This is a genomic window from Microcoleus sp. MON1_C5, from assembly GCF_036701875.1.
Taxonomy (GTDB): domain Bacteria; phylum Cyanobacteriota; class Cyanobacteriia; order Cyanobacteriales; family Microcoleaceae; genus Microcoleus.
On sequence record NZ_JAUBRN010000007.1, the window covers coordinates 134,348 to 157,484 of the forward strand.

The 23,137-nt window shown below is 46.3% G+C and carries 21 protein-coding genes and 1 pseudogene; 16 read left to right on the top strand and 6 right to left on the bottom strand.

Annotation, left to right across the window (positions count from 1 at the left end):
* Positions 1-124: 124 nt before the first annotated feature.
* Entirely contained in the window at positions 125-817 is a 693-nt protein-coding gene (locus tag QUA71_RS05620; protein ID WP_333283172.1) for an SRPBCC family protein, read from the bottom strand.
* 18 nt (positions 818-835) lie between these two features.
* Positions 836-1,999 (bottom strand): baeRF3 domain-containing protein, encoded by a 1,164-nt coding sequence (locus QUA71_RS05625; protein ID WP_333283175.1) that lies wholly within the window; start codon positions 1,997-1,999, stop codon positions 836-838.
* Positions 2,000-2,254: 255 nt separating this feature from the next.
* Between QUA71_RS05625 and QUA71_RS05630 the strand changes: the two genes are divergently transcribed.
* The 4 genes from QUA71_RS05630 to QUA71_RS05645 all read left to right on the top strand — a co-directional run bounded on the left by QUA71_RS05630 (position 2,255) and on the right by QUA71_RS05645 (position 5,285).
* Positions 2,255-2,932 carry a DUF2834 domain-containing protein gene (locus tag QUA71_RS05630; RefSeq protein WP_333283177.1) on the top strand — a complete coding sequence of 226 codons (678 nt, stop codon included), beginning with the start codon at positions 2,255-2,257 and terminating at the stop codon, positions 2,930-2,932.
* Between the two features lie 177 nt (positions 2,933-3,109).
* Complete coding sequence (locus QUA71_RS05635) at positions 3,110-3,709, top strand: class I SAM-dependent methyltransferase (protein WP_333283179.1); 600 nt, start codon at positions 3,110-3,112, stop codon at positions 3,707-3,709.
* 359 nt (positions 3,710-4,068) lie between these two features.
* Entirely contained in the window at positions 4,069-4,821 is a 753-nt protein-coding gene (locus QUA71_RS05640; protein WP_333283181.1) for an antibiotic biosynthesis monooxygenase, read from the top strand.
* Positions 4,822-4,934: 113 nt separating this feature from the next.
* Positions 4,935-5,285 (top strand): hypothetical protein, encoded by a 351-nt coding sequence (locus QUA71_RS05645; protein WP_333283183.1) that lies wholly within the window; start codon positions 4,935-4,937, stop codon positions 5,283-5,285.
* Positions 5,286-5,883: 598 nt separating this feature from the next.
* Here the strand turns inward: QUA71_RS05645 and QUA71_RS05650 are convergent.
* The 3 genes from QUA71_RS05650 to QUA71_RS05660 all read right to left on the bottom strand — a co-directional run bounded on the left by QUA71_RS05650 (position 5,884) and on the right by QUA71_RS05660 (position 7,202).
* The gene (locus QUA71_RS05650; RefSeq protein WP_333216098.1) at positions 5,884-6,162 is read right to left on the bottom strand and encodes a Photosystem I reaction center subunit PsaK; all 279 of its coding nucleotides are present in this window, start codon (positions 6,160-6,162) and stop codon (positions 5,884-5,886) included.
* A 298-nt stretch (positions 6,163-6,460) separates the two neighbouring features.
* Complete coding sequence (locus QUA71_RS05655; RefSeq protein WP_190656884.1) at positions 6,461-6,673, bottom strand: chlorophyll a/b-binding protein; 213 nt, start codon at positions 6,671-6,673, stop codon at positions 6,461-6,463.
* A gap of 403 nt (positions 6,674-7,076) precedes the next feature.
* The gene (locus QUA71_RS05660; protein WP_263053573.1) at positions 7,077-7,202 is read right to left on the bottom strand and encodes a hypothetical protein; all 126 of its coding nucleotides are present in this window, start codon (positions 7,200-7,202) and stop codon (positions 7,077-7,079) included.
* A gap of 49 nt (positions 7,203-7,251) precedes the next feature.
* Between QUA71_RS05660 and hflX the strand changes: the two genes are divergently transcribed.
* Positions 7,252-8,844: a GTPase HflX gene (hflX, locus tag QUA71_RS05665; RefSeq protein ID WP_333283185.1), complete on the top strand. Its 1,593-nt coding sequence runs from the start codon at positions 7,252-7,254 to the stop codon at positions 8,842-8,844.
* A gap of 586 nt (positions 8,845-9,430) precedes the next feature.
* On the opposite strand, the gene QUA71_RS05670 is transcribed toward hflX, so the two are convergent.
* Positions 9,431-9,601: a hypothetical protein gene (locus tag QUA71_RS05670; RefSeq protein WP_333283187.1), complete on the bottom strand. Its 171-nt coding sequence runs from the start codon at positions 9,599-9,601 to the stop codon at positions 9,431-9,433.
* A gap of 529 nt (positions 9,602-10,130) precedes the next feature.
* On the opposite strand from QUA71_RS05670, the gene grxC reads away from it, so the two are divergent.
* The 11 genes and pseudogenes from grxC to QUA71_RS05725 all read left to right on the top strand — a co-directional run bounded on the left by grxC (position 10,131) and on the right by QUA71_RS05725 (position 22,984).
* Positions 10,131-10,394 (top strand): glutaredoxin 3, encoded by a 264-nt coding sequence (gene grxC / locus QUA71_RS05675; RefSeq protein ID WP_190656887.1) that lies wholly within the window; start codon positions 10,131-10,133, stop codon positions 10,392-10,394.
* A 67-nt stretch (positions 10,395-10,461) separates the two neighbouring features.
* Positions 10,462-11,448: a glutathione synthase gene (gshB, locus tag QUA71_RS05680; protein ID WP_333283189.1), complete on the top strand. Its 987-nt coding sequence runs from the start codon at positions 10,462-10,464 to the stop codon at positions 11,446-11,448.
* Between the two features lie 170 nt (positions 11,449-11,618).
* Positions 11,619-12,758, top strand: coding sequence for a Gfo/Idh/MocA family oxidoreductase (locus QUA71_RS05685; protein WP_333283191.1), 1,140 nt, complete (start codon positions 11,619-11,621; stop codon positions 12,756-12,758).
* A gap of 108 nt (positions 12,759-12,866) precedes the next feature.
* Complete coding sequence (locus tag QUA71_RS05690; RefSeq protein WP_333283193.1) at positions 12,867-14,705, top strand: CHAT domain-containing protein; 1,839 nt, start codon at positions 12,867-12,869, stop codon at positions 14,703-14,705.
* A gap of 166 nt (positions 14,706-14,871) precedes the next feature.
* A complete protein-coding gene (locus QUA71_RS05695) occupies positions 14,872-15,453 on the top strand; it encodes a hypothetical protein (protein ID WP_333283195.1) in 582 nt (193 codons plus the stop codon).
* A 709-nt stretch (positions 15,454-16,162) separates the two neighbouring features.
* On the top strand, positions 16,163-18,664 hold the full coding sequence (locus QUA71_RS05700; protein ID WP_333283197.1) for a glycosyltransferase family 2 protein: 2,502 nt from the start codon (positions 16,163-16,165) through the stop codon (positions 18,662-18,664).
* A 46-nt stretch (positions 18,665-18,710) separates the two neighbouring features.
* Positions 18,711-19,061: an AAA-like domain-containing protein gene (locus tag QUA71_RS05705; RefSeq protein WP_333283198.1), complete on the top strand. Its 351-nt coding sequence runs from the start codon at positions 18,711-18,713 to the stop codon at positions 19,059-19,061.
* Between the two features lie 10 nt (positions 19,062-19,071).
* Positions 19,072-19,578, top strand: a pseudogene (locus QUA71_RS05710) (AAA-like domain-containing protein); the annotation flags it as partial.
* A gap of 212 nt (positions 19,579-19,790) precedes the next feature.
* A complete protein-coding gene (locus tag QUA71_RS05715) occupies positions 19,791-20,579 on the top strand; it encodes an SAM-dependent methyltransferase (RefSeq protein ID WP_333283200.1) in 789 nt (262 codons plus the stop codon).
* An 87-nt stretch (positions 20,580-20,666) separates the two neighbouring features.
* Positions 20,667-21,524, top strand: a complete 858-nt coding sequence (locus QUA71_RS05720) for a tetratricopeptide repeat protein (RefSeq protein ID WP_333283202.1) — start codon at positions 20,667-20,669, stop codon at positions 21,522-21,524.
* A 59-nt stretch (positions 21,525-21,583) separates the two neighbouring features.
* The gene (locus QUA71_RS05725; RefSeq protein ID WP_333283204.1) at positions 21,584-22,984 is read left to right on the top strand and encodes a tetratricopeptide repeat protein; all 1,401 of its coding nucleotides are present in this window, start codon (positions 21,584-21,586) and stop codon (positions 22,982-22,984) included.
* Positions 22,985-23,137 lie beyond the last annotated feature (153 nt).

Here is a 23,137-nt window from a genome sequence, read left to right on the forward strand (position 1 = left end):
GGCGGACTAACGGGTGGGCGGGAGGACTGGTGGACAAAAAGCTTAAGTTGAACACCTATGGGCTTGTCCTAAGTCCCTACACTCGCCGTGTCCCTACAAGGGCTTACCACCAAAAGTGCGATACTTACTTGCGGCCTGAAGGTTGACCTTCCGTAGTCGCTATTTCCCCAGCTTCCATCAACTGCTTAAAGCGGCGCAAATCATTTGCAATTTGCTGTTCGGGAGCTTCGCCAAATAGTTTAGCAGCGCCAGCACCAATTGCACCGCCCGGAGGGTTGTATTCGATGACAACTTTTACCTCTGTACCCCGTCCCGCTGATGCCGGTTGAAAGCGCACAAAACCAGAATTGTCAACATCAGCTCCTTCAACAGACGCCCAAGCAATTAAGCGATTTTCTTCTTCGCCGACAATCTCTGCATCCCATTCCACACTATTGCCCATCGGCGCGCTGGCAATCCAGTGAGAACGTTTTTCATCGATGACCGTAACGTGTTTGAGATGCTTCATAAACCGAGGCAAATTTTCAAAATTGCGCCATAAACGGTACAATTCATCAGCCGGTTTGTCGATCGTCACCGTCTTTTCAACTTTAATGCTTTGATTCGGATCTGCAGCCGACTGCAAACCCTCCACAACCCCCAAACCGCGCGCCGCTAAACCGCCGCCCGCAACCGCCAGCAAAGCACCTCTCAAAGAACGCTGCGATAAACCAAAAAGCACGAGCGCCCCGCCACCAATTAAAGATGCCCAGCGTTCGGTATCGCCGCTGCTACTTTGGTTTTGTTTGTCGGAATTTGTCATTGAAGTAGATTCCATTGGTTTAAACCTGGTAAATTAATAGCGGAAAATAGCAGCTAAAGGTGCCTCGTCCGGCACTTTTTCTGGCGGCACTGCGTAAACAGTTCCGCCGTTGAGGATAGTTTGAATTGCTGCGGCATTCAACAAATCTTCGTCGCCCAATTCTGCCTCGGGGTGGATTTGCACCGAGTTCGTCTCGGGATTAAAACTACCCCACTGCTGAACGCCAAGAGCAACAAACAGTCGATCGACCCGTCCAAAATAAGCAGCCGAAACAGCTTCTTTCAAATCAGCAGAAATTTTATCGCTTCCTGTAAGATCGTGGTATTGTGCGATCGCCTCTGACTGAGCCTGCAAAAACAAAGGTTCCACCAGCGGCAAAGCTTGGGCGCGCAACTCTTCCGGCTTGAGAAGTTTCTGATTGCCTGTAATTCCTTCTTCAACTAAATGCGGGTAGGTATTGGCTTCTCGGTAAAGCGGGAGCAAATACTCAACTCCAGCTAACACTAAAGGAGCTTTTTTATTGTGCAAATATTTGTGAAGCGCCCCATCAATTATGTGGAAATACTGCAAAATTTCCTGCTGGGGCTCATCTCGATCCGGACTTCCTTGACCGTGAAAACTTCCCGGCTGCTGAAAAGAATTATTAGTGCCTCCTTTTGAAGTAGCAATCCGAAACTGACCATCTTTAGCAGTCGGGTCATATTGCAGAGCCTCATCAAGGCTTTTTGGCAAGTTTTCAACTTCAACTTCCCGAGCACTGTAAGCCGTACACTCAATTAGCCTCACTTCCTTCTGACTGAGAGCTAAAACATAAAATAAATTATTTCCTGTCAGCATAGGCATCAGCGGTTTGACGTGAAAATTGTCGCTCACAACCACTAATTCATCAAAATTCACCGGACAGGTATAGTAGCGGAAAAATCCCGAACCGACAAAAATCGCCAGCAGGTTGCTTTGATTTTCCCAAAAGTTTTCCTGGTCAACTTCTGCTCGGACTGGCTCTAGCAATTGGGCAGCTTCTTTTTTGTCAAATCCGTACTCTACAATTTTGTCTTCAGCCTCTCTGATTAAATTTTTGAACCGAATCGGATTTTGTTGAATTTCTGTTCCTTGAGCGACTGGCATATAAATAGAGACGCACAATCCAGGAGATTGTTGTACCAGCGCTTTGAGTTCCTCTACAGATATTAAGTTCACCGCTGAAACTCCTTTTCTAATAAAGGGTGGTGTAATGAAAACAACCGATTTTTTAAAATGTATCTCCCCTGGCGCGGCTCCTGCGTCTGCCTAAAGTAATGATCGCCTGCTGTAGAGCCTTTCATCCCAGAACTAAAACGGGGTTTGCAGCCGCTGTTCCAATCGAACTGCTTATCACCTAAGATAGACGGCGCTAACTCGGCCGCTACTTTACCATAATTTAGTTTAGTCGGGTTCAACTACTCGTTATATCTGATGAAAACAAAAATGTTTCTGGGGTTGCTGTGGGCAACATTTATTGCCTACACCTTGCTGCTAGCTCCTCTCGACCGGCCCGGAACGCTAACAGTTATGGAAAAAATGCTCAAATTGCAGCTAGAAGGAATTAACCCCTACCTTGTAACGATATTCGCTCTCATGGGAGTGTGGCCGATGGTCTACGCTTGCCTCCTATTCATTGATGAGAAAACCCAAAATATATCCGCTTGGCCTGCTTTCATCGCTTCCAACGGCGCCGGCATCATCGGCTTAATTCCCTACTTACTCCTGCGCCAGCCTCAGCCAGAATTTTCCGGCCGCAAAGATATGTCGATCAAAATAGCAGACTCCCGCTGGACAGGGATTGTACTTTTACTAACCACTATCTGGCTGTTAGCTTGGGCTTGGTTAAATGGAGATTGGGGAGATTATGTCAGGCAGTGGCAATCAATTCCTTTTGTGCATTTAATAACTTGGGATTGTTGCTTGATGGCTGTAATATTTCCCTCACTTCTGGGAGACGACATGGCACGCCGCGGACTCTCGGACGATCGCATTTTTTGGGCAGTCTCTCTAGTTCCGCTGTTAGGGCCGCTAGTTTATCTTTGTCTGCGCCCCCCTCTGCCAGAATCTGCAACAGAAATCGCCACTTTCCCACTGACAGCCAGAAATTGAAACATTGAAAAATTTGGTAGTGTTCAAGATGTAATGAATATTCAAGCCGCAACGGGATTAACAAACGCTCAAAAAGCGACAATGAAAGCGTTAGGGGCGATCGCGTAGTCTGGGTGTACCGTGGAGAAAGATTTTAATTGTCCTGAAAATCTCGATCGCCACTTATGAGGTCACTCTATGGAGCCAAATGATACATCGGCCCGCTACGACCGAATTGCCCAATGGTGGCAAACTGAGCATCAAGATTCAACCTACGGGATTGCCCAATTAGAACGGGCGATCAAATTTACTTCTAAGCAGCACGCAGCACTTGATGTCGGGTGTGGAAGTAGCGGACGTTTTATTAACAGTTTATCCAAGCATGGATTTCAGCCTGAAGGACTTGATATTTCTAGCGAAATGATCGATTTAGCCCAGCAGCTACATCCAGAAATCACGTTTTACCGGGAAGACATTTGTGATTGGCTGCCGCCGAAACTTTACAGCCTGATTGCAGCGTGGGATAGCACGTTTCATCTGCCAATCAACAGGCAAGCGCCTGTGATACAAAAGCTATGCGATGCGCTTGAACCCAATGGAGTGATCCTGTTCACTTGTGGCGGCGGACATACCAGCAGCGAGGTTTCGGGAGCATTTCAAGGTCAAGACTTTGATTACAGCACTTTGGGTGTAGATACTTTCCTGCAAATTTTGGTTGAGCATCATTGCACCTGCCGGCATCTCGAATATGACCAGTATCCTGAAAGTCATGTTTATATAATTGCCCAAAAGACCTAATCTATCATTGGCACCATTAAAGTGTGGGATGTCGCAAGTGGTCGCTGTAACCGGACGTTGATGGGCGATCGGCTGTATGAAGGTATGAATATTCAAGGGGCAACGGGATTGAGGAATGCTCAGAAATCGACATTGAAAGCGTTAGGGGCGTTGGTGTAACGTGTGTCGAGATTAGGGCGATCGCGTTAACTCAGCGCTTAACTTGCGGATCTTGAGTGGTGAAATTTGGTAAGATTTTGCAAACTGAGTTCATGCCGCAACAGGTTACGCCATAAGCCATTTAGAGGAAATAGACGTTTCGCTTTTAATAAAAAAGCACATTATTAACACGTAGAGGGTATTTTTAATAGCTATTGTCAATGATTGTAAGTCTTATTTTAGTCATTTCATCTCATGCCAAACCTTTTCGCTCGCATTCGTTAATCTCCCTTCTGTTTCAAGACGTGCTGCCGAAAATTGCCGAGCAATTTGGTGTCTCTAGGGTGGTTGTTCAGAATAAAACTTTTCTGTCAGTTAATTCTCTAAATTATATGTTGGAAGAACCGTTGGCAAGCAATAGCAGTGAAGACAACTCTCTAGTCACCACTGTGATCTCTCATGTAGTGAAACCGGGGCGCGAGGAAGGTTACGAAGCATGGTTTCATGGCATCGCCGCAGATGCACGAAAATTCAAGGGACATCTGGGTGTCAGCACTATTCGACCCCAGCATCACGCCCATCCTGAGTACGTGGTCATTCTCAAGTTCGATTGCTACGACAATCTCAAGGCCTGGCTTGAATCTGATGTTCGGCGAGAGTGGATTGAGCGATTGCAGCCTTTGATTGAAAAGCCAGAAGATATTCAAACCCTCACCGGATTGGAAACCTGGTTTACGCTGCCCAATAAATCGATGAAGGCTCCACCCCCTCGCTACAAAATGGCGTTAGTTACATGGTTGGGAGTCTTTTGTACGATTTCTATTCTCAATCGTTTGCTGGTACCGCTACTATCAGGGCTTCCTGCGTTGCTCACATCTCTGATGATCTCAGGTCTCACTGTTATCCTGCTCACCTATTTGATCATGCCGCGTTTAACACAATTATTTCGCAAATGGTTGTATCCCATTCCCTAACCCTAAAATGATATGAATTTGTGGCGATCGCTAGCAGCGACGGGGACAATCGGTTTGGCTGGATAATTTTGAGCGAAGTTGGATTACCCACAGTAAGTTGCAGCACTACATGGATGACCATAGACTACGATGAAGCAGCAAAGTATTTACTAGATGAGACATGGGCTGGTCAATGGACTCGTAATCTCATGGAACCCCAAAATTTAACGCTCATTGAAATAACGGCTCTTCTTTCACGGATGCTCGATTACCCAATCAACTATGTCCAGATAACGATCGAATCGATACAGAACCAGCTTGCACTAGCGGGAGCGACACCAAATGTACAACAAGAGTTAGGAAAGCTGCTGCGTGCGCTTGCCAACCCTGACGGAATTTATGCCACAGCACGAACCCCTGAGAGCCTCACTCCAACAACATTTGAGCAGTTTGCTGTATACAAACTACTGCCCAAATTGACCTGATGAATAGTTATATATTTTGTGTTGCTTTCAGCATAAGGCATTGCTGGTTTGGTAATCCAGCTATCTCTAAAGCTGATTTCTTTGTAGAAGAATCATCACTCTTGAGCAACAACCTACTTCCAACGTAATTGGCTAGAGTTATTCTATCGTGATTCTCAGAAATTGTTAGGATTATGCCTAGTATTCCGTCAGAGGAATGAGCCGTCTTTATGGGCATTGAATATTAGTATTTTGGGTCTACCGTCTGGTAATTTGGTATCAGTTGAAGGGTGAATTGCGTCCTTGCTAAGGGCATCGCAATTTTTAACTACTTTTACGGAGATATTAAAAGCTTTGACAACAGCTATATCTTATAGATTTGTGGGTGCGCTATAAGCCAACAGTGACCTATTTCCTGTCGAGCAAGCTAGTTTGGGCTTGAAATTTGTTTAAGCCCCGTTAGTTGTAGGTGCATGGTAAAAAAACCGATTTCTGCGTCATTTTATAAAGAAAATTAAAATTAGGGGTGAGTGCTTTTCACTTACCCCTGCCATTTGTTGTCAGCCGCTTAACCAACAAATTGCAGCAAGAAATCGCCCAAACAGCGGCGCAATTGCTACTAGATAGCCTTGTCGATACTCAGCGTCAAAATCGCCAATACTCCCAGCAAATGACCTGCGCTCATGCAAGCCAGAAATGCCGGCACGCTAACATTGTTGAACAAAGACGGGAAGGGCAAAGGCATTTTCGGCCCGACGTGGGGATACCAAATTCGGCGGCTGAGAACTAGCAAGGCTAAGATATTGCAAATAAACATCACCAGAGGCTTTTGCCAATTTCCTGAGGCTGTGTCAGTCACAGTCGATGCTACTACTGCCAGTAAATTTGAGTTAATCATGGTTGATGCTCCTATTTTTCATAAACTATCAGAAATGCTCGATGAGATTTCTTTCCACCAATATAGCAGGAGCGATCGCCTTTACGTAATAAATATCTGTTGCTGTCAATATTCACCGCGCCAGCGACATCGCCCCCACCCGTAATCATCGAATCACAGCAAGAAGTCTCTTAATGCCATTCAAAAGTAACGAAAGATACAAAGGGACAAAACCATACTCGCTGCCATTTGTAACTTTTAGCCTGTCTGGCAGTGGCGGCATTTACTCACGCTGCCAGACAGGACAGACAGCTACTCATTACTGAGCAATGTAGGTAGGCAGAAAGTGAAGGATGTCACGCAGAACGCTATATCCAGCGGCGTCCCACAGCAAATAAGCTAAGAAACCAATCATCGCTAAGCGACCGTTCCAAAGTTCTGCTTGCGGGTTGAAGCCAAACAGAAAGGCATTCCGATCTTTACCGTTGTAAGCATTAGCCGTAGGAGGCACGTTAGTAGGACGAGTTTCCATGTTTTTACATTCCTTAACAATGTTCGCTTCTCATGGTAGCGACCTAATTTCTGCTTTGCTATCTGTCTCTAGGCCCAAGATACACACAAGTCTAAAGGAGGATTTTGAAACAAAAAATAAAGTGTTAAGTTTTGTTGCGCGAAATTTTTCAGCGATCGCCTGTATCTGTAAATACTAAATACAACTGCAAGCTGAGGTGGCCGCTGTGAAAGGCTCGCTCGCAGCCTCGCGACAAACAACGGCGCTGGTGACTCGACAAGACTCAATCCGCGCTCTGCTAGAGGCAAGAAAATTTAGTAAATTTCAACTTAAAACCCGAACACGATCGCCCTTGAGTTTACTAAAATAGGAGATAAACAGATCGATCGGGAGAAACAGTTATCGAAACCATCTACGGCCATCTTCAAGGTTTAAAGTCCAGCCAGCTCAAGCAACTCGAAAAGCTGTACCACCAGCGACTACCGGGCGATCGCATCACCACGGCAGAATTCGCCCAGCGCGTCGCCGCCATCAGCACGGAAATAGACAAACCAATCTGCACCTACATCAACCGCCGCGGACAAGTAATTCGCGTCGGCGTGGGTTCACCCCGCCAAACGCAGATTGCGCCCTTAGAATTACCCCGCTACGGGGGAGGTCGCCTCAGCGGCATTCGCTGCATCGCCACCCACCTGAAGCCAGAAACTCCAAGCGAAGCAGCTCTCACAGCAATGGCAATTCAGCGCCTCGACGCCCTCGTTTGGCTGACACTGAGCGGCGGAGGATTTCAGCGTCGCGGCGGCGGTGCGACTGGTTACATCCAAGAAACTTATCTCGCTCACCTGATACCCCAGGGAGATGGCCCAAATTTTGAGTTCTCTGTTTTGAGCGCTCAGTTAGAACCAGATTCAACTGATGAAATAGAAGAGCCTTCAATTCAAAAGTCACTAATTCAAATTCCACACTTTCCCTGGAAAATATCAGAACCGCTGAATTTGGACGAACTCGCCGACCAAGACTTTCTGGATTTGGTGGAAGGACTCGAAGCAGAGTTTGAAGCAGAGTTTGTCGCTAAGCAGGTCGATGCAGACCAAGATAAAGTGCTGTTGGTAGGTGTAATGACTCAGCACATGACTCAGTTGGAGTTTGAGGACGGGCTCGCAGAAATCACGCGGCTGGTTGAAAGCGCGGGGGGTCAGGTGCTGCAAACAGTGCGCCAAAAACGATCGCGCCCCCATCCGCAGACAGTCGTCGGCGAAGGCAAAGTTCAGGAAATTTCCCTCGCGGCTCAGACGGTTAGCGCTAACCTCGTGGTATTCGATCGCGACCTGGCCCCCGCACAAATACGGAACTTGGAAACTCAGATAGGTATCCGCGTAGTCGATCGCACAGAGGTAATTCTCGACATCTTTGCCCAAAGAGCTCGAACGAGCGAGGGTAAATTACAAGTCGAACTCGCTCAGCTAGAGTACGCCCTGCCCCGGCTCAGAGGTCGCGGTCAGGCAATGTCGAGACAGGGTGGCGGCATCGGTACCAGAGGTCCCGGGGAAACCAAACTAGAAACCGAACGGCGGACGATCGCCAAACGCATTTCTCGATTGCAGCAAGAAGTAAATCAACTCCTGGCGCACCGATTCCGGCTGCGGCAGAACCGCCATCATCACGACGTACCCTCAGTGGCGATCGTCGGCTACACCAACGCCGGTAAATCGACTCTGCTCAACCTGCTCACGAATTCCGAGGTCTATGCCGCCGACCAGTTATTTGCCACCCTCGACCCCACAACTCGACGGTTGACCATTCCCGGCGTCACCGGGGAACCCCTGTCGCTCGTCCTCACAGATACAGTGGGCTTTATTCGCGAACTGCCCCCCGCCTTGATCGACGCTTTCCGGGCTACCCTCGAAGAAGTCACTGACGCCGATGCTTTGCTGCACCTTGTCGATCTCTCCCATCCGGCGTGGCAGAGCCAAATTCGATCCGTCATGAATATTTTGACAGATATGCCCGTCACTCCCGGGCCAGCCCTTGTAGTTTTTAACAAAATAGATGCCGTAGATGGAGATACTCTCGCCCTCGCCCGGGAAGAATTTCCTCAAGCAGTATTTATTTCTGCCGCCAAAGGTTTGGGGATGGAAACTCTCCGCGACAGATTAGCTCAGCTCATTCAATACGCCCTCTACCCTCGGTAAATACTGAAATATTTCTTTTGGGTAGTTGACATGGGGGAAGATACGTACATATACTGAGGACAGATCTAGTCGAACTATGAGATTATAAAAGAGTAGTCAGATTGTGCATTGCAAAGTACAATACAGCATCTCTATTTTGCGATCGGTTAAATAAATAATTTCCGGAGGCCCCGGTCAAGGTAAAAACACTCTTTGTTAATGGCTGTAACGGCTATTGGTTCAGAGGTTGCAAAAAGATGTTGCTTCACTCTGGCCCAACCACGGTACGCGACGTAAAGGTGAAAGAGAATAATATTATTATTAAAGTGTTTGGGCACTCACCTCAAGCGCTATACTATCTTTTACAGACGTCCGCCAGAGAATACATCCATTTATTGTAAGAACTCTAAAATCCTTGCCCGTCGTACAGCGCTAATCTCTAGGACTATTTCTATTTTTCGATTTTACCACTGTTTAACTAAATAGTTATGTGTACGCCACTGGCAAAACTAGCAATTGGACTCTCTGCCACAATGGCAACAGCGTTTTACTATCTAGCTGCCGCCCCTCCGGCTTCAGCACAAGTAGATGTGTGTGGGCCTGGAAATTATTCTAGTGCCTGTACCGCCAGCCAGGACTCAACAGCAACGCAACCCGCTCCGCCATTGGCGACCGAGCCGAGCTTGTCCGAAATATACACAAGCACACCTTCGAGAAACTCAACTTCTATTCCTGAACCGGGTACTGCGATCGCAGTCCTACTGACAGGTGCAGGCATGATCTGTTCGTGCAGAAAGCGAAACAAGCAGGTTGGTCCGCAGCGCTAGGCAGGCTGAGGACCAACCTGTTTGCCTTCCCAATGTCTCCGTTTATTTAAGCATGGGTATTTGTTTACTTAATATATAAAATAATAAAAACTTGTATAGAAAATAACTTCACACCTAGCTTGTGCGCTGCAAATAGAGCCGGATGTTGAAGGAAGAAAGCTATAGCGACTTCAGTCAGGGTAAAAACAAGGAAGAAGGCAAATGCACTTCCCGGCAAGGGTTTCAGCAATGAATAACCTCCGGTGCAACGCCGAGAAGGTTGCTATATGTAATAAAAATTAAAATATAAAAATTAAAATAAGATTGGTTAAGATCAATCCCTCGGACAGTTTTTGAGAGTCAACCGTATAATAAGGGTTTCAAGGCTCCAAGGCAAGTTCGCTACCAACGAAAAATCAAGGGTTTCAGCCTAGGAACTAAAAACAGTCCGCACTAGGGTTAAGATTACAATTAAAAAATATTGTTATTGCTTGAGCGTCCATGACCCCTAAAGTAGAAATTTACACTTGGAGAACCTGCCCGTTTTGCGTTCGTGCCAAAGCACTGCTAAAGCGAAAAGGGATTGATTTTACAGAGTACGCGATCGACGGAGATGAAGCAGCACGGGCTCAAATGAGCGATCGAGCCAACGGAGGCCGTACCCTGCCACAAATATTCATTAACGACCAACACATAGGTGGCTGCGACGACATCCACAAACTTGATGCTCTAGGCCAGCTAGACCCGCTGCTAGCAGCAAAATGAGGCATTCCTTGTCGAATTTTCAGTTAGCCCTAATTTTCCTGCGACCAATTCTTAATTTTAACTGACAATGAAATTTGCATTCATCATCGATCCCCTCGCGCGACTAATTCCAGGACACGATACCAGCGTAGCGCTGATGGAGGCAGCTCAAGAGTTGGGTCACGAAGTGTGGGCGACTCAAGCCAACGAACTAAGCGTCATCGGCGGCAAAACCTGGGCAATGCTGAGTCGGGTAGCCCTCACCCCAGTCAAACTGGTAGATGGACGCTGGGAGGCTGCTGAGGCTTGGTATGAGGTGGAACAGCCTACTTTGCAGCCTCTGGAAGCAATGGACGCCGTATTTATGCGGACAGACCCCCCAGTCAACATTCCTTACCTCTACGCTACTTACCTTTTAGATGGCATCGATCCCACTAAAACTTTGGTAGTTAACAGTCCCAAAGGATTGCGGGCGGCCAATGAAAAGATGTATGCTTTGCAATTTGAGGGAGCGATCCCCGAGACAATAGTTTCTCAAAACAAGCAGGTAATTCGGCAATTTGTTGAGAAAAAAGGAGCAGCAGTTCTTAAACCCTTGGGTGGCAAAGCTGGCGAGGGGATTTTGTTCTTGGAAGCCGACGATCGCAATCTTAACTCCCTGGTCGAAATTAGCACTCAACAAGGGCAAATTCCAGTGATGGTTCAGACTTATCTGCCGGAAGCCAAAGAGGGAGATAAACGGATTATATTGTTGAACGGCAAGCCCATTGGTGCTATCAACCGCATTCCCACCGGCAATGAATTTCGCGGCAACATGGCCGTCGGCGGCCGAGTCGCAAAAACCGAAATTACCGATCGCGAACTGCAAATTTGCGCTCAGTTAGAACCCGTGCTGCAACGGGACGGACTGTACTTTGTCGGCATTGATATCATTGGCGGTTATCTCACAGAAGTTAATGTCACCAGCCCTACAGGGATCAGAGAAATTGACTTGTTTGACGGCGTTAATTTGGGCAAACAAGTAATTGAATGGGTGGAGAAGGAAGAAGGCAGAAGGAAGAAGGAAGAAGGATGAGGGAAGAAGGAAAGCACGACACAGATTAGGACACGGATACACGGATTAATTATCGAGCGTCAGGCAGATGTTGCAGTCGTTAGTTATTTGTTAGTTGCTACCAATTCCCAATTCCCAATTCCCAATTCCCAATTCCCAATTCCCAATTCCCAATTCCCAATTATTAAATTATGTCAAAAATTGGCGTTGCAGTAGTCGGTACAGGTTTCGGTCAAAAAGTACACCTTCCCGGATTCCAGGCCCATCACCGGACAGAGGTTGTGGCTGTTTACCACCGGAATTTAGACAAAGCAAAGGCGATCGCCTCTACCCACAATATCCCCTACGCTTGCGACTCGATCGCCGATATAGTAGCGATCCCAGAAGTAGCGGGCGTCAGCATTTCCACGCCGCCATTTTTGCATTTTGAAATGGCAAAAACCGTCTTGGAAGCAGGCAAGCATTTATTATTAGAAAAGCCCACAGCCCTAACAGCAAATGAAGCCAGGGAACTATACCGATTGGCAAACAACGAATCTCAAACCGATTTTAAAAAGGGTGGTTCGAGAGCAATTGCCACAATGGATTTTGAGTTTCGCTTCATCCCCGCATGGCAAATGCTAGCAGAATTATTGGCAGCAGAATATGTGGGAGAAAAGCGTTTAATTAAGATTGATTGGCTGGTGTCGAGCCGCGCTGATGCGAGTCGCCCCTGGAATTGGTACGCGCAAAAAGAGCGAGGGGGCGGAGTTTTGGGCGCGACAGGTTCTCACGTTTTTGATTATATTAGCTGGCTGTTCGGCCCGCCGCAGAGGCTTTCTGGGCATTTGATTACAGGAATTTCGCGGCGGCCCGATCCGAATGATTGGGGAAATTTAAAATTAGTTGATGCCGATGATTCGTGCACGTTGATGTTGGAATTAGCCGGGGGAACTCCTTGTCAAGTTTGTTTGAGTTCTGTTACTTATCAAGGGCGGGGACACTGGGTGGAAATATACGGGAGTAAGGGTACGTTGGTTTTAGGAAGCGACAACCAGCAAGATTACGTCCACGGATTTCGCTTGTGGGGTTCCCAAGGTGGAGAACCTTTAGCTGAAATCAAAATTCCTCAAAGATTGGAGTTTCCTCAAGTTTATCCAGACGGGAGAATTGCACCGTTTATTCGAGTAGTAGATAGGTGGGTAGAAGCAATAGATGCCGGTAAATCGTTGATACCGTCGCTCAGAGAAGGGGTTTACTCGCAGTTGTTGATGGATTTGACCCAGGAGTCGAATGCTACGGGAACTTGGGTAGATTTACCGAAGATAGATAAATTTTTGGATACTAAGTAAAAGTAAAAACTGCCAAAGCAATCTCACGCACTCGATCGCACCCCAAACCCGATAAACTACAAATAGAGAAACTCAATCCAACCCTATATCCAGAGTCGGTAGTTGTGAATGGCGCGCCCTGAAAGTCCTTGCCTCAGTATAGCGATCGCTCGCCTGAGAACCGCTGGGGCAAACCATTTTGCCACTTGGGTTCTACAAGCTCCCTATCCCAGCGGGTACGTTCACCACGACTGTATGTGGCCCGATACCCTATCCCAATCTTGGAAAGCTTGGCAGGAAATGTTTTCGCCCTCCGGGACAATTCACGAATTGCCCCTAAATCCTGATGGCAGTTTCGTCTCGCCGGAAAACAACCAGAATATACTGACAGAAACTGAACAACGAAGTCCTCAGTCGCTAGACCTCGCTCCAGCCACGCCCTCTGTGCCGCTGCACCTCGGCCAGCGGGGGTGGGGCGACAAAGGGGATCAGCATCCGCCTCGGCCACCGGCAAGCTACAGCAGCCGCCTGATGCAGCATTTGGGGATTAATCTTTGGCAGTGGCTGTTTGAAGGGCCGATTCAGGGTAGTCTCCAGGAAAGTAAAGGTATCGCGATCGGGCAAAATCTACCCCTGCGAGTGCGCGTAGACTTGCGCGAACCGTATTTAATTGCTTTGCCTTGGGAAATTATGCAGCCTCAAGCCGGTCAACCGGCAATTTCTCTGTCGCAGCAACTGCTGTTCAGCCGCACTACCAGCAATGTTGAACCTTTGCCACCCCTGCAGCCTGCGGAGTCGCTCAACATTTTGCTAGTTTTGGGACAAGCAGAACCCGGCCGCGGTGCTAATTCCCAATTTTCCAACAGCAATAACGGTCATTTGCAGTTGGGAGAAGAAGCACTCGCCTTAGCTGGCATTCTGGAAAGTGCTTTTCAAACCGACGACAGCGGCAAATATTTTGACATCAGCGTTCCGACTCGCGTCGATACTCTGATCGAACCTACTCCGGCGGAACTCATTTCTCGGCTGGAAACGCAAGCTTACAACATTCTGTTTTACGCTGGCCACGGGATACCCGGCCCCGACGGCGGTTTGCTGTTTTTGGGGCCGGAAACGGCGATTAATGGCACTGAACTAGCTCAGGTATTAGTTCGGTGCCGCGTTACTCTGGCGGTGTTTAATGCCTGCTGGGGAGCTCAGCCGGCGGTGGAGAGGCTGCACTCAACTAATGGCCAGCAACAGGCGATCGCCCGCAGCAGTTTGGCTGAGGTACTGATCCATCACGGGGTGCCTGCGGTGTTGGGGATGCGGGACTCGATCGCCGATCGTGAGGCCCTGAGTTTTATCCAAACTTTTGCTCAAGCTTTGGCCGGAAGGATGTCGATCGATCGGGCAGTCGCCGTCGCCAGACAGCAGTTACTAACGCTCTACAAGTTCAATCAACCGGCTTGGACGCTGCCTGTGCTGTATATGCACCCTGAGTTTGACGGTCAGCTAACTGAGCCGGTAGATGACCTCAAAACTGAATTGCCTTTAAATTCTTCTACTTGGCTGGGACGCTTGCCGTCTTGTGCTTATTTGCGGGGGCGCGATCGACCAAATGCCAAATCCACCGAATCGACCAATCAGGTTTGGCCGATTCGCGCAGGTATGGTTCGAGTCGGACGCTGGGAAGAAAACGACGTAGTGATTCGAGAACAGTGGGTTTCTCAAAAACACGCCGAGATTTTCTGCCGAAACACTATCGGAGATAGCCGGGGCGAACCTAGCTACTTCCTGCGCGATTTTTCTCGTTATGGGACTCTAGTTTTGGGGCCTGAGGGATGGCAGAGAGTTCACCACCAAGAATTGCTGCTGCGATCGGGCACTCAGCTAAAATTTGGCAGTTCTCAAGGTCAGATTTTTGAGTTCACTATTGAGGTTGCTAAAACTTCGGGCTACAGTGAGACTGATTGCGGAACGAATTAAGGTGCGCGTGTAGCTAATGAAGGCAAGCGGCGAGTGGCACAGCAAAGTTCTGGGCGTTGAGTCTCCAATCTGAATTTAAAAGAGTTACTTACCACTGATAGCTCCCAACTAGCTCTTGGCACAGTCCCCCTTCTATATTTTCCTTTTCCCCCTGAGGTATTACATCATGGCTACCCAATCTCCTGATTCTGAATATTTTCGCGACTCACAAACTCAGGCCCAGATGGAACTTCTCGCCACAATAGTTCAGACTGATGTTGCTTATCCTTGGAATCCTGCACAGCTTGAATCAGAATCTTATTTGGCTGCCCTAGAGCAGGAATTTGCGCTATCTGATTCCTTCAGCGACAGCGATATTGCCCTGAAGTCGCAAGTTTTATTCTCGCAATTAGAACAAGTTTGGCTGACGACTGCTCTGCAAAAGTCTTTGCGCGAAAAATTTGCTCGCGTTCCTCAAGATTTTCTGGCCAGCATCGCTCAAAGCGTGCAAAACGCAACTGTTAAGTATCAATCTTTAGCTGACCAAATGGTAGAGTGTGTCTTAGATATTTTGCCTCAGTGGGCTGAGGAAGATTTGCAGGTGTTGGCACGTCCTTTGGCTTATGCGATGCGAGATGTTGATTCGGAAGGGGGGGAATTAGTCCTGGCTACTAAAAGACCTTGGGCCCAATTGTCGGAAATAGAACAAGCCAGAGTTAGTTTGGCTGTCGCCCGCTATGCAATCTCGCAATTAGAAATTGCTGATTAGTTTTTTGATGGCTGGGTTTTTGGGCTGCGATAGCGGTAATTTTTTTTAAATTAATATAAAATTAATCTACCTTTAGTTAGATGTCAAATTCGTCTAATTGTTAAGTCCTATGGATTGCTATAGTTTGATATAGCAATCCTATTTGATTTGTAGACAAGATAATTTTTTTTGAACTCTAGCAAGCGCGCCCGACGGTTAGGACTCAGATGTGGCAGCATTTTCAATAAGCTTTTTAGGGGTGGCGTCCGAGAAACGGCCCCCAATAAAAATTTTTTATTGTGGAACAGGCCCGAAAGCCTTTTGCAGCAATGTCAGCAAAAGGTAAGTTAGGAGGTTCTTAATTGCTGAAATCCTTGCCGAAGATTGCTTCTGACCGAAAGCATCCAGGATACAAGCCCCCGAATTTATCCGTGGGGTCAATGCTTCAATCTAAAATCTAAAATCTCAAATCTAAAATCGATTGACTTCTCTGGCGACGATAACTAAAGCCTTTTTCCTTCTTCCTTCTTGCTTCTGCTATATTTTGCCAGGTTTGGACTCGCTAAGAAGTTTGGCAACACCAAGCAAGATGAATTATCATACAATGGTCAGAATGTTAAAAAATATAAATATAATAATTGGGGTGTGTCGGAATTTTCAACTGGATTAAAAAGTGGACAGCAGGAAACCGTTACTGTTGTATGCACGATCGGGACTTTAAAATTATTTTATGACAACTTCAAGATTTGATCTTCAAGACTTGAAACGCCGCTTTTGGCGGATTTCGCGGGTGCCGACGGCAACGCTAGTCGTGTTGGGGGCGGTTGCTTTCGCAGGTGCGATCGCCGGAGCCTGGTTTGCCCGTGAAGGTACAGTCAGCGGTATTTTTGCCACAATCAACACTTGGCAGCAAAACCCGCCTGTGTGGCTGCAAGTGCCTGCTACGAGCAAGATGTATTTGTTAGTGCCGACTATCGCGCTTGTCTCCGTTGCTTTAGCTGCAATTAAAATTTCGCCTCAACCGCAGAAATGGTCGCGCGCTGTAGTAGTTGCAATAGTTCTGGCTTTAACCATTCGCTACGTTTTATGGCGATCGCTCGCTACTCTAAATTTAACCGATCCCCTCAACGGTATCTTTAGTTTGGGGCTGTTTTTCCTAGAAATGCTACTGGTTTTCAACACCAGTATTCAACTGTATTTAATGCTGAGAATGAAAGACCGGCGTCGAGAAGCCGATCGCATGGCAGTTGCAGTTGAAGCTGGAAACTTCACCCCGTCCGTAGATATTTTTATCCCAACTTACAACGAACCGGCTTTTATTTTACGGCGCACTGTAATCGGCTGTCAAGCTTTAGATTATGCCAACAAAAAAGTATATTTGCTCGACGATACTAAGCGCCCTGAAATCAAGTTGCTGGCAAAAGAACTGGGATGCGAGTATATAACCAGACCCGATAATATTCACGCCAAAGCTGGAAACATTAACCATGCCACAGGCTTAACTCATGGAGAACTAATTGTAGTTTTCGATGCAGATTTTATTCCCACTAAAAACTTTTTAACTCGAACAGTTGGATTTTTTCAAAATCCCGAAATCGCCCTCGTTCAAACACCGCAAAGCTTTTACAACCACGACCCCATCTCCCGTAATTTAGGTTTAGAAAATGTGATCGCGCCGGAAGAAGAAATCTTTTATCGGCAAATTGAAATCATCAAAGACAGCGCCGACAGCGTGGTTTGTTGCGGTACATCTTTTGTAGTTAGGCGGAGTGCTTTAGAAACAGCGGGAGGCTTGGTCACAGATTCAATCTGCGAAGATTATTTTACCGGAATTCGGCTGTCAGCAACCGGATATCGCTTAGTTTATTTAGATGAAAAATTGAGTGCTGGTTTGGCGGCTGAAAATATAGAGGCTCATCTAAATCAAAGGCTACGCTGGGCGCGAGGCACGCTTCAGGCATTTTTTATTGATTCCAATCCTTTAACAATTCGCGGTCTCACATTCGTACAAAGGCTGTCTCATTTGGAAGGATTGCTGCACTGGTTTACCAGTTTAACCAAGGTTTTATATCTGTTGATACCTTTAGGTTATTCGTTTTTCGACATAATTCCTTTGCGGGCAAGTGCGCGGGAATTGCTGTACTTTTTCCTGCCTTACTATTTGGTGCAACTTACTGTGTTTTCTTGGCTGAACTGCAGATCGGGATCGGCTTTGCTTTCCGATATTTATTCGTTCGTCCAGTGTATTCCTTTAGGGGTGACGGTAGTGAGTTCCATGCTGAATCCCTTTGGGAAAGGGTTTCAGGTGACGCCAAAAGGAATTGCGAGCGATAGCTTTAGTTTTAACTGGAATTTGGGATGGCCTTTGATTGTCTTGTTCGCAGCTACAGCAGTCAGTTTCTGGCACAATTTACACATTAATTTAGTTAGAAATGTTGGCACCGTACAGTCAATATCAGAAAGTGCACATTTGTCAAAAGGAATGAGTTTGGGATGGATTTGGAGCGCTTACAACCTGCTGATGATCGGGATTGCATTACTGATTTTGGTGGATATTCCTAAGCCGGACATTTACGAATGGTTCAATTTACGCAGGGTTGTACAATTGAATATTGGCGGTCAAAGTTTTTGGGGTGTAACCACTGTAATTTCGGAAAGTGGCGCTGAAGTTGCTCTGACGCAGTGGCCAAGTTTTGCGGTGAAAAATAAAGGCAGTAAAGAGAGTTTTACAGCAGCAGAAATTTTGCCAAAATATGCCTTTGAGACAAGTTTATCGCAGGGTAAAATAAAAGCGGTTCCTCGAAGTGCGGCAGTCAAAGCGAGGAACTCGCTAGCGCCGTCTGTTCTTGAGTTGGGTACTAAGGGGAGTTTGGCCAAAAGTTTGATTGATTGCGATTCGGCGACTCTGGAAATTATGGAAGAGAACTGTTTTATTCCTGTGGCTAAGATTGAGTTGGTGAGCGATAAATCTCAGTTGGAGTCTAGTTTTCGGGATGGTGTTGGGTGCAGTGTTGGGGAATTTCCTACTGTGCGAATTGCGTTCGATCGCCTGAACATTAGCCAGCACCGCTGTTTGATCGAAATGCTGTACTGTCGGCCCGGTCAGTGGAAGCGGCAGGAAACTCCCGGAGAATGGCGATCGCTGTGGCTGTTGTTGAGAATCGCTTTGAAACCGAGGGCTGTTTTTGAGAGGAATAGGCCAGTTAGACCGATCGCAGTTTCGCAACTTTAGAGTGAACTTCTCCTAGTTGGGAATTTTTCACCGCTGATATCAGCAGATGAAGACTGATGGATTTTTAGATCACCTTACCTCATCTCTTTTAAGTAATCGTGCAAAAATATTTATACCTTTTCAGTTAGCAAATAGAGAAATTTTTCAAGATTTGGAGAGATTCTTGCGGTGGTTCTGCGCCAATGTCGGTTTGGGTTGGCAACTGGGCCATCAAATAGCAGAATATGGGGAGGATCTATTTGGCAGCCCGGTTAGCTGCAAGATGTACTTCGAGCAGTATTTGCTACTCTCAACAACCAAACCCTTAGTATTAGCTTTAGACGATATCGATCGCTTGTTTGCCTATCCCAATTTGACGATCGACTTTTGCGGACTTTTGCCAACAGGGCACTCCTGAAGCCAAAAATCGGGGAATTGGGCGAAAACTCCGGTTAGTCGTGGTAAACTCCACTAAGCTTTATATCCCGCTGAGTGCGAATAAATCGCCGTTTAATCTGGGCCTAGGGCCCTTTAACAGCGACCAAGTGCAGGATTGGGTGAAACGGCAAGGACTGGATTGGTCAGGGGAAGATGCCCAGCAACTGACGGGTTTTGTAAACAGGAATACCTATTTAGTACGGGTAGGTCTTGATCGTATCGGGCGTGGGGATGTCACTCCAGAGCAAGTATTGCAAAACTCTCCCATCTCTGCCGGAATTTATAGCGATCGCCTAAAACGACAACTGTGGAACTTACAACAGCAGCCAGAGTTGCTGGCAGCCTTCGTGGGAGTTGTCAAAAGCAGCACACCTGTGGAGTTGTATTTAGTGGAGGAATTTAAGTTGGAAAGTATGGGGTTGGTAAACTTACAAGGCAATCTGGCGACGGTAAGTTGCGAGTTGTCTAGGCAGTATTTTGGCGATCGTTTGAAGTAGCAGTCGATCAGATTTTTCAGGAAGACCGAGCAACGCTAAGTTGTCATTTGTATCATGCTACGTTGTTATGCTTGCTTTGCTTTTATCCGAGCTGTAATAACAGCTAAAAGAGCCTAACAACTTACCTCTTAGCAGCTTTAATTATATAACTATTAATTTGCGTTACTACCATAACTGAAACACATTTTGCGATCGCTTGGAGGAAGTTACATTTGAAAACGGGATCTTTAACTGTTGTCGGGACGGGAATTCAATTAGTTGGTCATCTGACCTTAGCAGCGAAGGCGTGGATCGAGCAAGCTGACAAAGTTCTGTTCGCCGTAGCCGATCCTGTTACTGCTAAATGGCTACAGACACTCAATCCCACCGCAGAAGCCTTACCTTACAATACCAACAATCAGCGGCGTAGAGAAACTTATCGAGAAATGGTCGATCGCATTTTGGCTGAAGTTCGTCAGGAGTTGAATGTTTGTGCTGTTTTTTACGGTCATCCCGGTGTCTTTGCTTACCCTACCCATGAAGCAATTAAACAGGCGCGTCACGAAGGCTTTCGGGCGCAAATGTTGCCAGGAATTTCAGCCGAAGATTGCTTGTTTGCAGACCTCGGTATTGACCCAGGACGCAATGGATGTCAAAGTTTTGAAGCGACAGATTTTCTGAGTCGGCGGCGGAAATTTGACCCGACCAGTGCTTTAATTTTGTGGCAGATTGCGACGATCGGCAATCTGGGTTTTTATCAAGAAGAGATTCAATTGCGCGGTCTAAACGTGTTAGCTGAAGTTTTAGAAACATACTATGGTTCTGACCACGAAGTAATTGTTTACGAAGCAGCGGTTTATTACCCGGTTTGCGAGCCAGTTATTCAGCATATTCCTCTGTCTAAATTGGCTGAGATTCGTGTTACTCTAGTTTCGACACTTTATGTTCCGCCTCAAGCGCCTGCACCTGTAGACAGTGAAATGATGGCACGGTTGGGTATGTCTTTTGTTAAGGAAACTTAAGGTATTTTGCAAAGATAATGTAGTAAAAAGTACACTTGTTGTCCAGCAGATAAAAAGTGTATGTGTTAGAGGAGAAAAAATGTGGTAATGTCGCTTTGTATAGAACAAAACCCTGACGATGGGAAGGCTCTGGCTCATCGGGGTGAAACTAATCGGCTGACGGGAAATTTTGAAGCAGCTTTAGACGATTTCAACCGATCGCTCGACTTGGAACCTGACAATGCTTGGGCGATCGCACACCGGGGCGAAACCTATTATTTGATGAAACGCTATCAGGAGGCATTCGCAGATTTCAACCGCGCCATTGAACTGAACCCTGATTATAATTGGGCGATCGCTCACCGAGGCGTAACTTACCGCTTTCTGGGAGAAGCATATTACCCAAAGGCGCTGGCTGACTTGGATCGAGCTATTGAGCGTCAGCCGGATTACGTTTGGGCGATCGCTTATCGCAGTCGCCTCTATGAGTTGATGAAGTGCTACAAGAAAGCCTTGATTGACTTCGATCGAGCGATCGCCCTTGACGAAACCATATTTGCGGGGAAAAATTGCCAAATTGAGAAAGGGTTGATTCTTTGCTATGACGGTCAATATTCTGAGGCGATAGCCTGTTGCGAACAGAGGTTGCAACAAATTGCTGATGACACTACAGCTTTGTACTGTATCGCAGTAGCTAAGGCGCGTTGGCAAGGAGTGGACAAAGCAGCAAGCGAAATCGAGCGATCGCGGACAGCATTACTTGCTCAATGGGAGACAGGCGATCGGGGAGATATTCTGTACCGACTCTGCGGCTTGGCAATTTTGACAGGGAACTGCGAACAAGCATGGCAATATCTGCGAGAAGCTATTCCTATCAATGATGAAGCCATTGAGTTAGTCGGTCACGATCCAGCTTGGTTGGATTGGCGGGATGATCCTAGAACTCAAGCATTACTCGCTAGTTAAGTGTTTGAGAAAACAAATTTCAAGTAATTAAACATCAAGTGTCTTTTCAGGATAATTTTATGCAGATGGATATCAGCGATATGATGATGGCTCAACAAGCAGAAACTCTTCGCTTGTCAGGGGCTTACGAACAGGCGATCGAGATCTTTGAACAACTCCAAATGTATCCTGACAATGCTTGGGTTAATGCTCACTTAGGAGCAACCTATTACCATTTGATGGATTATGGGAAAGCAGAACATTATTTAAAGAAAGCGATCGACAAAAACGATAAGTATTTCTGGGCTCATGCACAGCTAGGTGAAACCTATCGTCTTCGAGCAATTACGGAAAATAACAAAAGACCAGAATATGTTGAATTAGCTATCGAGCATTTCCAAAAAGCGCTTGATAAACCACCAGAAGATAGCAACTATGCGTGGGCATTAGCTCACTTGGGGGCAACCCATCGCCTGTATATAACTAAGGGTATCAGCCAATTCCTGAAGGAGCCGATATCTCAGCAACCTAATCCAGAGAATTATTGCGGAAAAGAAAAGATAAAACAACACGCAGAAGACGCTTTGAAATGCCTTAACAGAGCGATTGAACTCATGCCTACATACGCTTGGGCCTGGGGTATGCGATCGACAGTTTACAGATTGACTCAACACTACGAAAATTCATTCTGGGATTTGGGAGTTGAAGCTGTAATAGCTCCCAGTATGGAGATTCTGCAACAGTCTTCTTCTCCCGTTCCCTTCTTGAAAAGTGGCAGGGTAAATCTTTACGAACACGCTTTCTTGTCTTTTTATTTGACCAAGAAACACTCAGACCCAGAGGATAAAAAAATACACTACATTAGGGCGATCGCTTTTCTCCAACAAGCTTTGATACTTAGTCCAGGGGACTTGATGGCTAAGCTAATTCTCACCATAATTGAGGCTAACCAAAAGAAGGAAGAAAGGGGGTCATTAAAACCCAATGACATTAAAAATATTCAAAGAAAATTAGATCAGTTTTTTGCAGATACAGAAGTGGAGTTTTGCCAAAAAGGTAAAAAGCTATTGCGACATCAAATTAATGTTCCAAAACCGTCAGTTAGTATCGAGCAGTTGAAATGGATAAATAGTCATGCTGAGGAGGGACATAAATTAAAGAAGCTTGTTTTGGAAGAGGTGATCAAGAACCCTACATCAGGTGTTGAAAAAGAGCCTCAATTATGGCTATGGAAAAACTTTGAGGTGACAGAGATGTGGAGTTATATTCTTTTCTTTCTTGGCGAAGTAAGCCATCTTCTGGGAAACAAAAGTAATATTGGTACAGAAACGGCTTATCTAGAGCTTGCATTCCTCATCAATCCTTACTACGTTACAGAAAGGCTTTATCAAACTCCAGTGTTTTCACATGAAGACAGAGCAAAGATATTTAAAAAGTTGCACGATGATGGAATAGTGTTAAAATTTTCTGAACCCAATTAATGAAACCCTTAATTGCCAGAAAATCAACTGAAAAAATTAATGACGATTAGTTTAGTTTTTCACTGTTCGCGACCTTATACCAATTTTACATGAAGTTGCATAGAATAAAGATAATGTTGAGAGGTGATGAGTTATGGCACGTCAACTGATGGT